Source organism: Paenibacillus sp. J2R1T-4 (genome assembly GCF_059692235.1).
Window position 1 is genome coordinate 121,281 of sequence record NZ_JCAUBA010000013.1, and the last position, 16,435, is coordinate 137,715.

Annotated in this window: 12 protein-coding genes; 5 read left to right on the plus strand and 7 right to left on the minus strand. The window is 46.9% G+C overall.

Annotation, left to right across the window (positions count from 1 at the left end; all coding sequences use genetic code 11):
- Positions 1-119: 119 nt before the first annotated feature.
- Entirely contained in the window at positions 120-1,391 is a 1,272-nt protein-coding gene (locus AC58QD_RS21145) for a DEAD/DEAH box helicase (protein WP_497336949.1), read from the plus strand.
- 159 nt (positions 1,392-1,550) lie between these two features.
- Here the strand turns inward: AC58QD_RS21145 and AC58QD_RS21150 are convergent, their stop codons facing one another.
- From AC58QD_RS21150 to AC58QD_RS21160, 3 genes are read right to left on the minus strand one after another with little or no spacing between them, the layout of a single operon-like run.
- On the minus strand, positions 1,551-2,270 hold the full coding sequence (locus tag AC58QD_RS21150; protein ID WP_497336951.1) for a glycosyltransferase family 2 protein: 720 nt from the start codon (positions 2,268-2,270) through the stop codon (positions 1,551-1,553).
- A gap of 17 nt (positions 2,271-2,287) precedes the next feature.
- Entirely contained in the window at positions 2,288-3,001 is a 714-nt protein-coding gene (locus AC58QD_RS21155) for a glycosyltransferase family 2 protein (RefSeq protein WP_497336953.1), read from the minus strand.
- Between the two features lie 57 nt (positions 3,002-3,058).
- Positions 3,059-3,760: a PIG-L deacetylase family protein gene (locus AC58QD_RS21160; protein WP_497336955.1), complete on the minus strand. Its 702-nt coding sequence runs from the start codon at positions 3,758-3,760 to the stop codon at positions 3,059-3,061.
- Positions 3,761-4,061: 301 nt separating this feature from the next.
- Here AC58QD_RS21160 and AC58QD_RS21165 point away from each other — a divergent pair, with 301 nt between their 5' ends.
- From AC58QD_RS21165 to AC58QD_RS21180, 4 genes are all read left to right on the plus strand, one after another.
- Positions 4,062-5,135: an ATP-grasp domain-containing protein gene (locus tag AC58QD_RS21165; RefSeq protein ID WP_497336957.1), complete on the plus strand. Its 1,074-nt coding sequence runs from the start codon at positions 4,062-4,064 to the stop codon at positions 5,133-5,135.
- Positions 5,107-5,826: a PHP domain-containing protein gene (locus AC58QD_RS21170; protein WP_497336959.1), complete on the plus strand. Its 720-nt coding sequence runs from the start codon at positions 5,107-5,109 to the stop codon at positions 5,824-5,826. The genes AC58QD_RS21165 and AC58QD_RS21170 overlap by 29 nt, the downstream gene beginning before the upstream one ends.
- A gap of 213 nt (positions 5,827-6,039) precedes the next feature.
- Positions 6,040-6,492 (plus strand): VOC family protein, encoded by a 453-nt coding sequence (locus tag AC58QD_RS21175; RefSeq protein WP_497336961.1) that lies wholly within the window; start codon positions 6,040-6,042, stop codon positions 6,490-6,492.
- Between the two features lie 531 nt (positions 6,493-7,023).
- The gene (locus tag AC58QD_RS21180) at positions 7,024-10,296 is read left to right on the plus strand and encodes a choice-of-anchor I family protein (protein WP_497336963.1); all 3,273 of its coding nucleotides are present in this window, start codon (positions 7,024-7,026) and stop codon (positions 10,294-10,296) included.
- 353 nt (positions 10,297-10,649) lie between these two features.
- Here AC58QD_RS21180 and AC58QD_RS21185 read toward each other — a convergent pair whose 3' ends face one another.
- From AC58QD_RS21185 to cdaS, 4 genes are all read right to left on the minus strand, one after another.
- A complete protein-coding gene (locus AC58QD_RS21185) occupies positions 10,650-11,645 on the minus strand; it encodes a phytanoyl-CoA dioxygenase family protein (RefSeq protein ID WP_497336965.1) in 996 nt (331 codons plus the stop codon).
- Positions 11,646-11,746: 101 nt separating this feature from the next.
- On the minus strand, positions 11,747-12,649 hold the full coding sequence (locus AC58QD_RS21190) for an AraC family transcriptional regulator (RefSeq protein ID WP_497336967.1): 903 nt from the start codon (positions 12,647-12,649) through the stop codon (positions 11,747-11,749).
- Between the two features lie 34 nt (positions 12,650-12,683).
- Positions 12,684-15,560: a PAS domain S-box protein gene (locus AC58QD_RS21195; protein ID WP_497336969.1), complete on the minus strand. Its 2,877-nt coding sequence runs from the start codon at positions 15,558-15,560 to the stop codon at positions 12,684-12,686.
- Between the two features lie 154 nt (positions 15,561-15,714).
- Positions 15,715-16,326 carry a sporulation-specific diadenylate cyclase CdaS gene (gene cdaS, locus AC58QD_RS21200; protein ID WP_497337060.1) on the minus strand — a complete coding sequence of 204 codons (612 nt, stop codon included), beginning with the start codon at positions 16,324-16,326 and terminating at the stop codon, positions 15,715-15,717.
- Positions 16,327-16,435: the final 109 nt, after the last annotated feature.

Sequence of the window (16,435 nt, forward strand, 5' to 3'; positions counted from 1 at the left end):
CTTTTATATTTGCCCACATTTATGTTATCCTTATGTGTTACGACATAAATGGAAAAGCTACAAAGAGATGTTATAGTTACGCGATTAACAATATATGTATGGACAATGAAGGAGACAAAATGACATTTAATAATTTGAATATTATACCCGCGATTTTAAAAGCCTTAAGCAAAGAGAACTATACTACGCCCACACCCATACAGGAACAGGCGATCCCTGCTGTGTTAGCCGGTAGAGATTTACTTGGCTGCGCTCAGACTGGAACAGGGAAGACGGCCGCATTTGCGTTACCGATTATCCAGCTATTAAGCGAACAGCAAACTAGACCTAACACGCAACGCCGTATTCGCTCCTTGATACTAACCCCGACAAGAGAACTGGCTCTTCAGATTTCGGATAACATGGAAGCGTATGGTCAATACACGCAGCTGCGTTGTTCGGCTATCGTTGGCGGTGTTTCACAAAATGTACAGGAGCGAGCACTAAATCAAGGTACAGACATTCTTATTGCCACTCCGGGCAGACTCATCGATTTAATGAATCAGAAGCTTATTAATTTACAACATGTCCAAATATTAGTACTGGATGAAGCCGACAGGATGCTGGATATGGGCTTTATTAATGATGTGAAGAAAATTATCACCAAAATGCCGAGCAAAAGGCAAACGCTTTTCTTCTCGGCAACGATGCCGCCTGAAATAACCCAAATGGTCAAGTCCATACTGGTTAATCCCGTGAAAGTGGAGATCACACCGGTGTCTTCAACTGTGGATCGGATCAAGCAATCCATTTATTTGGTGGACAAGGCGAACAAGCAGAGCCTGTTGAATCACCTTTTACAAGATAAATCCATTGCTTCGGCACTGGTGTTCACCCGTACGAAGCATGGCGCTGATCGCGTTGTGCGCGAACTGACCAAAGTGAAAATTGCCGCTCAAGCCATTCATGGGAACAAATCTCAAAATGCCCGCCAGAATGCATTAAGCAATTTCAAGAGCGGCGTAACACGAGTGTTGGTAGCGACGGATATCGCAGCAAGAGGGATTGATATCGATGAGCTTTCTCATGTAATTAACTTCAACCTCCCCAATATTCCGGAAACCTACGTTCATCGAATTGGCCGTACTGGTAGAGCCGGACTAAGCGGAACTGCTATCTCCTTCTGCGAAGTGGAAGAAATTCCGTATCGCAAGGATATTGAGAAATTAATCAAAAAGACGATTCCCGAAGTGAAAGAACATCCCTATCCGATGCTAGGTACGACTCAGCCTATAAAGGTGGAAACATCATCGACAGCAGCAGCCTCCTCCAAACCTGCCAAATCCAAGGCGAACCCGAAGCTCAAGCCCAGGTCCGAGTGGTTTACAAGAGGAAGCAATACAAGGAGATAATACGGAAGTTCGATATTGAAATGATTATGGTCGGAATGCCGCTCAGCATAGGCCGGACACCTAATAGGGTTGAGTCCCGCTGTGCAGCGGCATTTGCCATGTCTTCGCTCGTCTCCAAAATGAATATATCAACGGTTTACAGCACGCCCCTCCGCACCACTATCTAAGCGGACGAATAGCAAAATGACGGTACCGGATTGTTCTTGCGATAAAACGGCTTCCTCTTAGGACATCTTCGTCGCTTCTTTTCCAAGTATGGCTCTTTTTATTTTTTCTTCGAATCCCCACAAAATTATAGGGGGAAGTGGAGTATATTCTAATTCCCATTTGACGGCTTCTCAGCAAAAAGTCTGAATCTTCACCGAGGGTAATGTTTCTAAAGCGAACAGCATTATATACGCGCCTCTTGAATAGTAGAGTGCCCCCCGCTATAAACTTGACAAATTTATGCCGTTCCTTCGGGGAAGTAACGGCTATCACTCTTTTCCCCTCAAAGTATTTCAGATGGGCTGCTTTCCCGACTATGCCAGCGCCTGATTGGCGAAGGGCCCTCATTTGCTCGCTTAGATAATAGGGTGAATAATAATCATCGTCATCAAACTTGGCGATATACCGGTATTTAGTTTTACTAACCGCATAATTTAAACATCTACCTAATGTAATCTGCTCAGGTGCACTGTAAACGGTAATGCTCGGAAAAAAACGAACCTTTTTGCGATAGTCGGATAGCCGCATACTATCTTTATTTAATATGATGATTAACTGTTTGCTTCTGTACCGCTGCCTTTGATAATTATTAATTATTTTCTCAAAAAAATGAGGTCGATTCGTACAAGTTATAACAGAGACTCCGTTTTGCTTACCTGAAGTAGTGCTCAAAGTAAATCTCCTCCACCTTAAAAATTAGATCGGATTACATATTTTTTGTAATTGTCAGTATGCGAAATAATTTTCGTTTGTGGATGTGCAAGAAACCCTCGGTCACTTTTTTTCCAAGTATGGCTATTAGGCTGTTTACGTCTCAAAGCACAGAAATTGTAGCGATCCGCAGCATACAGCTTGTAACCGTTCCGTCGGCAAGCACGGCAGAATTGAACATCCTCGCCGAGGGAAAGGTTGGAAAACCTTACTCTTCTCCATACGCTTCGTTTATACACTAAAGTGCCCCCTGCGAGAATGGGGACGAAACGGTTTTGTGCATAAAACCGTTGAATGAGCATGTGCTTTCCGCTTAAATGAATAAAATACGCTCGTTTTCCCACAACATCTGCGTTCGATCTTTGAAATGCGAGCATCATACCGGTCAAATAGTTAGGAGCGTAGTATTCATCATCGTCCATCTTTGCGATATAAGGATGCCTGGCGCGGGCAGAGGCAAAGTTCAGGCAGTCTCCAAGTGTATAACGGGAAGGCAGCTGAAAAATACGTACATTTTTGTGCTGTGCGGCCATCTTTTTGTAACGTGTCAGATTCATCCCATCCATGTTTACGACGATGATCCATTCTTTATTTGCCCACTTTTGCCTCTGATAATTTTGAAGCATATGGGACAAAAAGTGGGGTCTGTTTGTACACGTGACGACACTAATTCCCGCGACGCAATTGGGCATTTCTTTGTGTACCTCCCGACATTAGAACACGCCTCGTATCGTATCCTCTATAAGCTGCTAGCCACGCATGCGAAGAACTTGGAATGCCTCAGAAAACTCCTCGTGGACTTGATTCCCACGGAATTTCGCTTTATGCAGCAAGCTTTCCGGGTGAACAGGGTGCCGAATCGTTCCGATCTGGGTTTGATAGGCTTCCAAAGCCTTCATTTTCTTGTTCATCTCTTCCGCTGTAAGCGGAATGAATAGATTGGGGTGAAATGAAATTTCCCCGTCCGTTTCATAGATTAATATTGTGCCGTTCCAAAAGTAGGGACGTGTGGCGGCTACGGCTGACCGATGTAAGGCTTCATGATCCTGATGTTTGGTAATGGAAGGGATATAGATGATGGAAGGTCCCAATTCCTCAATATGTCGTTCGATATGAGATACTATTTCTGCTCGTGGGACTCGATCCAACTTACCGTCATACATTTGTTGTCCGCTATGATCCGGGTACATAATATGGTAATCCGTAACCCCGAGAAGAATCATGGCTTCCTTTAATTCTTCAATCCGGGTTTGTCCGCTATAGGAACCGTAGGAATTCATCTCTTTCTTATAACGTTTAGAGTCACTTAGCGTTAAGGAAGCAATGACAATTCTGACCTGGCTGCCACTTTGGATATACTTTTGGATGACACCGCCGCAGCCAAGCGTCTCATCATCAGCATGGGGTGCTAAGACTAGTACACGTTGATTGGAATATAGGATACCTGACATTCGTCGTCTCACCACCTTTGTTAAGTTCCTTGTATCTCAACCACAATCTATGTGAAAAACATAGAATAGTTAATGTGGATGCCTATCCTTCTGAAAATTAGTTGTCTGTCCAAAGATTGTCGCTCTTTCATTTCGTATATTACTTGAGCTTGTAAAAACACAGGTCGACTAGCCCCATCTTTGAAGTAACGGTAGCCACACTCAATGTCCAAGCATATATCATAATAATGCAGTACGTCTCCCGATTCTCCGTGGTAACGGAACGAAGATCAATTAAAAAGAAAGTGGTGTTAGATAAGCCGTGAAGCCATTCATTCGAATTCTTCTGACGGGAGCTGGTTCTCCTGCTGCAGCCGGTGTCATTCGATCCCTCCGCTTAAGTAATGAGATTGACTTTTACGTTGTTGTCATGGACTGCAATCCTGACGCTGTTGGGTTTCACATGGCAGACCTGCATTTCATATGTCCTCGTGCATCGGAGGATGGGTTTATGCCGTTTGTCCAGAAAATTTGTTCGGAAGAGAGGATTGATCTACTTTTTTCACTCGTTACGGATGAGCTGATTCCATTGTCTGAGGCAGAACAAGAGCTTCTCAAGCTTGGTACTCGGTTGCTCGAATCTCCTGTGAATGCTCTCAAGAAGGTGATTAATAAGGGGAAGTTATACGAGGAACTTCAACGGTTAGGCATTCCGGTACCGGACTTTCGTATTGTCCGTACTTGCGATAGCCTGAAACAGGCCATTTATAATTTAGGCTACCCGGATCACCCGGTTTGTTTTAAGCCTACCGTCTCTGATGGAAGCAGAGGGTTTCATATATTGGATAACGACATGGACAGGTTTCAAATGCTTTTTAATGATAAGCCTAATTCAGCTCACATAACTAAGGAAGAACTATATCGAATTATAGAAGGGAAAAGCGAGCTCCCGGAGACGATTGTAATGGAGTTCTTGCCTTTTGAGGAATTTAGTGTAGATCTTCTTGTGAACAAAGGCGAGGTAGTTGTGGCCGTTCCCAGGTTAAGGCAGGCTACAGTAAATGGTATAACCACGAAAAGTGTCATAATAAAAGAGCAGGATATTATTGATTATGCAGTGATGGTCGTAGAAAAACTTCAATTAAATGGAATTATCGGAGTGCAGGTCAGAAGGGACCGGAATAGAATACCGAAAATTGTTGAAATCAATCCGAGAATACAAGGTACAATCGTTCATTGTACAGCGGCAGGAATCAACCTTCCGGTGCTTGCAGTGAAACAAGCTTTAGGAATTGCTCCAGACGAAGCAGAACTGAACGTGAAATGGGGAACCCGAATGTCACGATATTGGGGGGAGGTATTTCACGATGCTCATGGATCTTCATATGCACTCTAAGTACTCAGATGGTAAGAATACGCCAGAAGAGATGATTGAAGCGGCAATCAATATTGGATATGAAGCGGTCGCCATTACAGATCATGTGTGGAAAACCAGTGCATGGGTTCCGGCATATGCCGCTCATCTGGAAACGCTGAAAAAGAAATATGAAAGTAAGATAAGGCTCTATTCAGGGATTGAAGCGAAAGTGATTTCATTACAAGGCGATATTGATGCCGATCCCACTTTTGATGCTCATGTAGATCTCGTATTGGGTTCCTTTCATCGCATACCTAATCGGGAGGGTTTCTTCTCAAAAGCGGACGTGGAGCGCATACCCAGAGAACAGATTGTTGAAAATTGGCTTACCGCTTTTTATCGGATGCTTGAAAACCCAAGAGTAGATATTATCGCTCATCCGTTGTCTGAGTTAAAGGGATTCGGGGTGCGAGAAGATGAACTCCCCATGCGGGAAATCAGTGATCGAATAGCTGGCTCGAATAAAATAATGGAATATAACGTCCGATACAACACAATGGATGAACAGGTAATCCAACAAACAAGAGACAGAGGGGTTCACTTCCTGATCTCTTCTGATAGCCACACCGTAAAGGATTTGATAGTCAACAGTAAAATGGTGAAAGAGGTAACGGGAAAAGGATTTCGAATCGTAAATATTGATCAATATATACTAGACAAGAAAAAATAAGTCCCTGAATGGAGCGGGTAAAATCTTGCTCCTTTTTTTGCATTATAAATATAGCAATCTATAAGAAATCGCAGTTCATTTTTATGCTAGTATTTAATTGAGAGAAGTAATGGTCCTAAACGGGAGGTGGCAGCAGGAACTGGCGATCCATGAACGTATAGTTGCATCAACAATCAAACCGTTCAAATACTATGAAAAAGGAGCAAAACTATTATGCAAAAAATAAACCCATTCTTGTGGTACGACGATAAAGCCGAAGAGGCGATAAATTTTTATACTTCTATTTTTAAAAATTCAAAGATAGAGAGTCTTATTCCTGGACCGAACGGATCGGTAATGTCCGGGACATTCCAACTCGAGGGACAGACATTTATGGCCATAAACGGCGGTCCTCATTTCAAATTCTCACCAGCCATATCGTTATTCGTGAACTGCGAGACGCAGCAAGAAGTGGACGAACTGTGGGAGAAACTATCCGAAGGTGGAGAGGAGCAAAGATGCGGTTGGCTTCAGGACAAATATGGTGTGTCATGGCAGATCATTCCTACAGTATTGGGTGAGTTGTTGCATGACAAGGATGCTGAGAAATCAGGAAGAGTCATGAACGCTATGCTCCAAATGGATAAGATCGACATAGAAATTCTAAAGCAAGCCTATAATGGATAAGATATAGCACGGCGTCGAACGACAACAACTTTAACACGAACGAAGAAGAAGCTCCGCTCTAACGAGTGGGGCTTTCTTCTTTTAACATTTAAGATAGGTGTTACTACTTAGGGTCCTGTGGAGATCGATAGCCACTGCTAGTATAGGTTATTTGTGTGGAGAAGGCAGTTTTTTTTGGGATAGCCTGTTTTACTACTGGTTATTGGACTGGATTTGAGGAAAATCGGTTCACAATGCGAAAATAGGGGATAGTCAGATTGGCTAATTAGCGTCTGAGCGATGAAATGGCCTGAATAGCCAGCAGTAACATGGCTTATCTGTAAACGGCTTGCCACTATAATCCAAACTGAACGTGCCTAACTGAACTCAACACACGAATCTGGCCAAAAGGCTAGGTTTTCTTATATATAAACTGGCTCTGGAGCTGAGAAAATCCTTACAAAACCGCAACATGACGTAAATACGCCCTTAACAAATATTAACTATATTTATAGAGAGCCTATTTGCTCATTCTCATAGAGGAGGAACACAATGAAGAAGATTCGGATTTCCGTGATTTCCATGATGATTCTAGTGATGGTTGTGGCGATGGCGCCGGCCGCGAGTGCAGCGGAGAGCAACAAGACTCTCGATTACGGCACATCGGACGAGCTCTCCATGAAATTGATCGGGCGTTACACAAGCGGTGCAGAATTCGCAGAGGGCGGCACAGAAATCGTCGCTTACGATGCGATGCACCAAAGAATGTTCTCAGTAAATGGTGCTGAGAAGTCGCTCGATATCATTGATCTTTCAGAACTCGGAAGTGGCAGCAGCGTACAGACACTCCCGCTTATGAAGCGAATCGCGCTCAATAAGCTGCACGCAAGCTTAACCAAGATTGACGACATTACAAGTGTGTCCAAGAGCCCTACTGAAGATTTCATTGCCATCACAGTAACGGCAGATCCGAAGCAGGATCCGGGTTATGTCGTGTTTCTCGATGTAAATGGGAGTTACTTGAACCATATTCAAGTCGGCGCATTGCCTGACATGGTCACGTTCACGCCTGACGGTGCGAAGGTACTCGTTGCGAACGAAGGCGAGCCGAGCGGCGACTATAAGAACAACCCGGAAGGCAGTGTGTCGATTATTGACGTTTCCGGCGGTGCGAAGAACGCTGAGGCAACGTTGGTCGGCTTCAAGGACGTTCCGAGGACAGGCGCCGTCCGCAAATCGTATCCGGACCATACATATGAGCAAAACTACGAGCCGGAATACATCGTGGTTTCTCCGAATAGCCAAACGGCATATGTTGCGCTGCAAGAGAGCAACAGCATCGCTGTGCTAGATATCGAAGCTAAGCAATTCAAAGCCGTGAACGGACTCGGCTACAAGGATTGGTCAGCAGAAGGCAATATGCTGGACGCCTCGGATAAGGATGGCAAAGTCAATATCAAGAAATGGCCAGTACTTGGTATGTACATGCCGGACGGCATGACGCTGATTCAAGTAAACGGTAAAGATTACATCATCACGCCGAATGAAGGCGATGCCGCCGATTATGACGGCTTCTCCGAGGAAGCGCGCGTGGAGGAGCTGGTCGACAAATACGCTTTGAACGCAGAAATGTACGAGGGCTATACACAAGCTGAATTGGACGAGCTTGTGAAGAACGGCTTGTTTAAAAAAGAGCAGTTGGGCCGCCTGAAGACGACCACCTCCGCTCCTAAGAATGCAGAAGGCAAATATGAAGCGATCTACAGCTTCGGTGCACGTTCCTTCACGATTTGGAACGCGGATGATATGAGCATGGTATATGACAGCGGCAGCGATTTCGAGAAAATTACTTCTGATGCGGTATCGGGCTTCTTTAATTCTGACAACGAAAAGAACAGCTTTGACGACCGCAGCGACGACAAAGGTCCGGAACCCGAAACCGCTACATCCGGGACAATCGGAGGAGTTCCCTATGCGTTTGTAGGGTTGGAGCGCACAGGCGGCATCATGGTTTACAATCTGACGGATCCTGCGGCGCCGAAGTTCGTGAAATACTTCTCCAGCCGTGACCTTTCTTCGAAAGAGGTAGGCGGGGACATAGCGCCGGAAGGCTTAACGTTTGTGCCGGCTGTCGACAGCCCAACAGGCAAAGCGCTCGTTCTTGCTGCGCATGAAATCAGTGGAACAATCGCAGTGTATGAGATTACACCCAAGAATACTACAATTCAGTTAATTCACGTTAATGATGTTCACTCCCGCGTATTCGAAGATCCTAATGCCGGTATGGGGTATGCGAAAATGGCGACGTTGGTGAAGGAATACCGCACGATGAATCCGAACACGCTGTTGCTTGATGCAGGCGATACGTTCCATGGTCAGACGTTCTCTACGCTTGTCCGCGGCGAGAGCATCGTAAGGATCATGAACATGATGGGCTTTGATGCGCAGGCATCGGGCAACCATGATTTCAACTACGGCACAGATCGCTTGCTTGAGCTTTCCGAAATGGCCGATTTCCCGATTCTTGGTGGCAATGTGGACAAGGGCGAGCAAGACGTGCTGCCTGCGAACGTGATCAAGGAGATCGACGGCATTCGTATCGGTATTTTTGGACTGGCGACACCGGAGACGGCGTACAAAACTCATCCGAAAAACGTAGAAGGCATCACCTTCGTTGACCCGGTTGTCGAGGCTCAGAAGCAAGTCGATTTCTTGAAAGATAAAGTGGACGTCATTATTGCAGTAGGTCACCTAGGCATGGATAAATCCAGCACGCACACTAGCGACAAAGTTGCCGCGCAAGTGGACGGCATTGATGTCATTGTCGACGGCCACAGCCATCAGGTGATTACGCAAACGATTAACAATACGCTAGTCGTTCAAACGGGCGAATATTTGAAAAACGTAGGTGTTGTAACACTGACCTTCCAGAATGGCGGATTAACAGGGAAAGCATCCAAGATGATAGCTAAGGAAGACATGGCTAAGGCCGTTCCGGATCTGCGGGTTGCGGGCTTAATCAATTCCATTAAAACGTCACAAGATTCTATTCTGAATGGAGTGGTTGGCAAGGCAGGGGCCTTGATGGATGGAGAGCGCAAAACCGTACGCGCGAATGAGTCCAATCTGGGCAACTTGATTGCAGACGCTATGCTGATGTCGACCGGAGCGGATGTGGCGTTGATTAACGGTGGAGGCATACGTGCGACGATCGACGTAGGTGACATCACCACTGGCGAAGTAATCACGGTTCTTCCGTTCGGCAACTATATCGTCACGCTGAACGTTACCGGCTCAGAGATTGTTGCGGCGCTGCAACACGGCGCTGGAGATTATCCCGATCTGAAAGGCGCATTCCCGCAAGTAGCAGGCTTGAGCTATGAGATAGATCCTGCAATGCAGAAGGGAGAGAAAGTGCATTCCGTGAAAGTGAACGGAGCACCGATCGACTTGAACAAAACCTACGTGCTAGCAACGAATGATTTCATGGCGGTAGGCGGCGACGAATATACGATGTTCGCGGACAATCCGATTACCGGTCATTACCCAGCCCTGGATGAGGCGGTTATCGATTATATTCAATCCAAAGGCACGGTTGCACCAAAAGTGGAAGGACGCATTGTGGAGAAAGCAGTTGGAGCAGCAGCAACCGCAGCAGCTTCTGCACCTTCGGAGGATGGCTCCTATATGGTGAAGGAAGGCGACACCTTGTTCGCGATTGGCAGGAAGTATGGCGTATCCTGGCAACAGATTGCTCAGTACAACAAACTGAAAAATCCGAACCTGATCTACCCGAACCAAATGCTGATCATCCCAACGAACTAATAGGAAGGGGTGTCCCTAAGTCATCGCAGATGACTTAAGGGACACCCCTTTTTCGTTGTGATTATACAGTATATAAGTTTTTGGGGTGGACCGATCGCTGTAGAGCGGAAAATCCGCTTTAGAGGTGACTCAGAGGGTGGGCCGATCGCTGTAGAGCGGAAAAACCGCTTTAGAAGTGAATCTGAAGATGGACCGATCGCTGTAGCGCGGAAAATCCGCTTTACGACTAAACGAACCGAACGCGAGGCGTACGGAAGACTCCCTGATCATGCGCCGCTTTTGCTAGCACACAAAAAAGCCGATCACCCTGCAGCGCATGCTGCAGAACGATCGGCGGTCGTAAACCATCCTCATTACATCTCCATCTTGCCCATGTTGCCGTCCGGCATGGCCACCATCATCGTACCGCCGCTATTCACACCGGTGAAGGGCTCGTCGTTCAGCTCGACCGGCGTGCCGAACTTCGGTGCTGCAAATGGCAGCCGCGTCCGTCCGCGGGCCAGAATATGCTGCCCATTGGCCGAATCGCCTTCATAAGCGGCTCCGTGATTCCACGGAACGAATGAATGGGCGTTGCAATAGTGGCATACGTATGCGCGCCGGGATCGGTCCAATGAATCGTTGCGGTACGAGCGGTGAAGCAGGTGCGAATGGAAGAACAGCACATCGCCTGGGTCGAGCACAACCGATACCTTCTCTCCGTACTTGGCCGCTACTTCAGAGAGCTTATTCACCTCATCATCCATGTTGCTCGCATCCTTGGCGGGGAACAATCCTTCAATATGCCGCTCATCGGCATGCGCGTATTGGGGTTGGCGCGTCTCCGGCGGATAGATCGGCTCGACATGCGAGCCTGGCGCAACCCATAGACAACCGTTGTCCTCGTCCGCCCGGTCGATCGCCATCCATGCTCCGATAAGTGAATCCGGCTGCGTTTGAATGTATAGCGAATCTTGGTGCCAGCCTTGACCGCCCTTGCCCGGCGGATTGAAGAACATCATCGTTTGCAGCGCCAGGACGTCCGGTCCGATCAACGCCTCCAACACGTCAACGACACGGGGATGGAGCAGACCGCGCTCGGCGGTTGCGTTATGCCGATGCGGCATGTGCAGTCTGGACCCGGCGATACGTTCCTTCTTAGGCTCGTTCCCTTGCCACTTCGCTTCATGCGAGAGATGGTCCAAGTTGATATCTCCCTTGTAGACTCCGTCCATCCAGGCAGACAGCTCCTGTGTTTCATCTTGCGCCATAAGTCCTTTGACGATTAAATACCCTTGCCGGTGATAAAACGTATATTCATCCACGCTGACACTATACCGTAGCCGCTGATTCAATGTCGTATCGGTCATGCTTCTCCCACCTTTTCACCTGTCTTGTCTCTCATTATCAGCCAGGTTCACGCGTGAATACAATATACGCATACAGACAAAGGATGGATAAACTTGATCTGCTATTCTTGGGTGTCATCGTGAAAAGTATAGTAATGATTGACCGGATAAAGACGTGCCCCATCATCGGCAGGAACAAGCTCGCGAAGCCTCGGATCGCCGTACCTTCGGCGATATTCGACGGCTGTCATGCCCATGTGGCGGCGAAACAAGCGGTGAAAGTAATATTCGTCGGCGAAGCCGATGCTGCGGGCGATTTGTTTTACTGTGTCCGTCCGCCTAAGCAGGTGCTGCGCCCCAAGCTCGACGCGTCGTCTTGTCAACCATTCCTTAGGTGATTGCCCGAGATAGCGGTGGAACACACGCGTGAAATGCTCATGCGACCAGCCGACCGAGAGCGCCACTTGCTCGATGGGGACCAGCTCCTGCAGCCGCGTCTCCATCATATGCAGCGCTTGTGCAAGCGGTGCCGGGAATTCCTCCTCGTTGGCATCGCTTCCTGCCGGACCGAGCGCACTCTCAAGCTCCTCCAGTGCGACCAGAAGCAGCGCCTCCGCGTGCATCCGCCACCTTGGCGGCTGCTTGTACAGGAACACGAACAGCTGCTTCATCATTTGCGGGATGAGCGATGCCACAGGCAGCTCCATAACCGGAGACGCGGGACCGCCTGTCAGCAGCGGATACCGCGCAGCCATTACGTCCGAGTCAAATTGAAAATGCGCGAACATATGCCGCGTCGGATGCTCCGGATCGAACCGATAGGCATGGGGTTCGCCGGGACGGGTAACGATTGCGCTCGGCTGGAGAAGCACAAAGTCCGTACCGGAAACAGAATAAAGCGTCCGTGATCCGGCCGGGAAACAAACGATCTCATAATCGTTGATGACCCGTTGATCGATCCGATGGCCTCCTTTGACGGTGAAGTCCCCTGCAGTACGAATGCGAAGCAGTGATTCCGGCATCATGAGGCTCCTCTCCACTAAGGTGTTCGGTTCCACTTTAGAAGTTCTCTGGTTGCTGCAACAAATTGAGCGGCAAAACAATTTCAACGGTTGTTCCCCGGCCCACTTCACTTGCAATTTGAATGGTTCCCTGATGCTCTTTAATAATTTTGTAGCAGATCATTAAACCTAGCCCTGTTCCTTTTTCCTTCAGAGTGTAAAAAGGTTCGCCAAGGTGGGGAATTCTGTCTTGCGGTATACCGGAACCGTGGTCGTCGACTCGAACTGAAACTGAATCCTTGTTGTGTTTAATTATAATATTAATTTGTCCACCTTGCGGCATCGCTTCAATAGCATTTTTGATAACATTAATAAACACTTGTTTAATCTGATTTTCTTCGCATTCAATGAGCAGAGCCTCAGAATCCGACTTTATGGAAATCTGCACATTGTGCATGGTCGCAAGCGGATAAAGAAAAGAAGTAACTTGTCGGATCACAGTATCTAAGTTTTTCTTTTCGAATTTCAATGCTTGCGGCTTGGCCACAGTCAGGAATTGGGTAGTAATCCATTCCATTTGTTCGATCTCGGATAACATGACATCCAAGTACCAACTGTCTTTATCCGTTGTTTGGGACTTCAGTAAGCTGAGGAACCCTTTGAGTGTCGTAAGCGGATTGCGAATATCGTGGGCAATCCCTGCTGCTAGCTGACCGACAACGGCAAGCTTCTCCGTTTTTCGCAGCAATTCTTCCGTTTTTTTCAATTCCGTAATGTCACGTCCAATAACGGCAATACCTTTGCGTCTACCGTCCGTATGATAGATTGGAACTTTGATAATATCGCAAATCGAAAAGCTGCCGCTAGGATGTGGAATGATTTCCTGGACGCGAATCAAACTGCCCTTTTCCCAAGCCAAATGATCGGACATCGTACATTGCAGATAAGTGTCTCGATAAAATTCATTACACGCGGCAAGTTCATGATCTGTCATACCCTTGTAGTCGGTATCCTCTAGCTGTAAAGAAGCAACTGTATAATCGCTAGCTTCGATCCATCTTCCTTGATCGTCCTTGAATACAACGAAGTCAGGCATGGAATTAATCAGCGTCCGCAGCCTTTTCTCGCTTCCAATTAGCTCTTCGCCCATTCGTTTGAGCTCCGTAATATCTCTTGAAATGAGCACATACGCGACGGGATTGCCTTTGCTGTCAAAGAGTGGGGTGGCGTAATTGCTGACATCAATCAAGCTGCCATCCTTGCGCTGTCTAACCGTTTCATAAGGAATGACATTTCGGGAACTCAACAAGCTGTTGTAAATTTCTACGGCTTCCCCTTTAAGGTGATCTGGAATCGTCGGGAGCTCTTGACCGAGCAGCTCCTGCTCCGTCCAGCCATATATTCTTTCGAAAGATTGGTTGGCTTTTACCACATGGAAGTTAGCGTTTACAACGAGAATCGCATCTTCGGTATTGCGGAAGTAGAACTCTAGCTGTTCTTTAGTAGACTTCAAGTCTTCATATAATTGCTGATGATTCGATGCAATCTCCCTCACGGTTTCATAGATGCCAACGATTTCGTTCTCCACAATGATCGGAAAGTTTTTTAACGAGACATGAATACTATGCCCCTGCTTATGCCGAAAAGCAGAATCGTACTCTTGCTGTATACCGCTAGCCGCATCCGCAAAAGCTCGTAGTTTTCGTTCTTTGTATTCTGGGAGAGTCAAATCTTGACCTTTGGTTCTCAGTTCACTCGCGTCATAGCCGAGCATTCTTTCTGCAGCCGGATTGGCGTCGAGGAGTGTTCCTTGCAAATCATAAGAGAAGATGGCGTCGGGATGATGTTCGAACAGCGATTTGTAGAAGTGATCTTGTTGTGAAACTGTGCGACTTTCTGCAGCTTCGTCTTTGTTGAGGGGTGATAAGGTAACCTGCGGTTGACGGAAAATGGGTAAATATTTGAACATGGCCACGTCCGGGGGAAGGACATGTACAATCGATCCGATCACCACTCCGCCGTAAAAGTAAGGGGAGAGTTCAAATAGCCACATCTTATTGTCATACTCCATTTCCCAGCTTACTCTTGAAGGAAAAGATTGTTGTATGAGAGATGAATGCTCCTTCCAATGCTTGGGTGAGATCCATCCTTTTTGATAGAGCAGTTGGGAAGCTTGAATGACTCGTCCTCCACGGTCCAAAACAGCAAGAGGCTGGGTCGTCTTTTTGGTGAGCTCAACAAAATACTGACTCAGTCGGAAGCGCTCAAACTTCAATTGCGTGTACAGCATATTCTCGATATCGCGGGCCGTTCCCACAACGGCATCAAGCGATCTGGGATCATTCACCGTCCAAAAGCCGGTTAAATCGATAATACCGAGAACTTTGCCTGTAGCGGGGTCGTGTATGGGAGCAGCGGAACATGTCCAACCATGAATCTCCTGGCAAAAATGCTCGCTGGCAAAAACTTGAATAGGTACCCCGGTGACCAGGGCTGTCCCTATCGCATTCGTCCCTGCACTACCTTCGCTCCAATCGGAGCCAGGCGAGAAGTTAATGTCTTCCGCCTTTAACATTAGAGACATATCGCCGTCGTAGTAAATCAGTTCGCCGGCTGCATTGGAATAGGTAACGAGATAGCCAGTATTCGCGGCAAGCCGCTTTAGCTTTTGCAGGAACGGTTCGACCATTCGGAATAACGGGTCAGACGTCACGTACTCTTGAATTTGATCCATTCCCAAGTTATAGGACGGTTTGATGTGGAGCGGGTTGAGTCCTTGCTCCATGCAGCGCTGCCAAGAATGGTGCATGAAAGACCTGACATTAACCTGCGAGGATCTTCCGGACATGAATTTTTCCCACTCGCGTTCAATTGTTGCTTTATCACTTTTCGGAGAAATGCTATTACTGAAAGTGTCGAATCTGCTTTTTGCCATAACTGCCCCCCTAGCAAGTGATAAATTAATTATAGGGGGAATATTTTCCTGCATCAATACATAGAAAACAAATTTGGTTCGGGAATATGTTGGGGAAATAGAAGGGATAGGTTTAATTCGGATATCAAAAAAAGGAGATGCTCTTTTCGCAGATTCAAAGAAGGGTGAAAGGATATAGGGTCCCGTTCATACCAAAGGATGCCTTACCTGTTTCTTCAGAAACTACAAGGACTAATGCATCCGTATGCTCGGACATCCCGATCGCTGCACGGTGGCGGGTGCCCATCTTTTGTTGGCCATACGTTTTGTCGGTCAGGGGGAGAATATTGGCTGCAGACACAATGATATCGTAGCGGATCAAGACGGCCCCATCGTGCAAAGGGCTACCCGGGACGAAGATAGATTCCACCAATGAACTGGAAATTTCTGCGGAAAGGGGAATGCCTGGTGTGATCAAGGCGTCTAAGGAATCTTCTCTTTGTATGACAATAAGAGCACCTTGTCGTTTTGAACTCATACGGTAGATGGCTTGGGAGATCTCTTCATATTTATTCGTGTAGGGAGCCAAAAAGCAACTTAAATAATAAGTGGATGCCAAAGCCCCTATGTTCGAGAAAAGTTTAGAAATGCGGTCGATGTCATTAAGAAGGCACGCTTTCTCTTGATCGAGATTGGAGATGATGCTGCCTATATTTTCGGATATGCCCATTAATTGATCTTTTAGTTCCAACTTCAAATAAGAGAAGTCGCATTCTTTATTTTCCATCATTCCAACCTTCCTTTCTTTACAATAGCGTTCCCGTTCATGAAAACTGTTATTCCAGTTATCTCCACATGGACTAGAGAATATTACCTGCATCCGAATAAGGGTTATC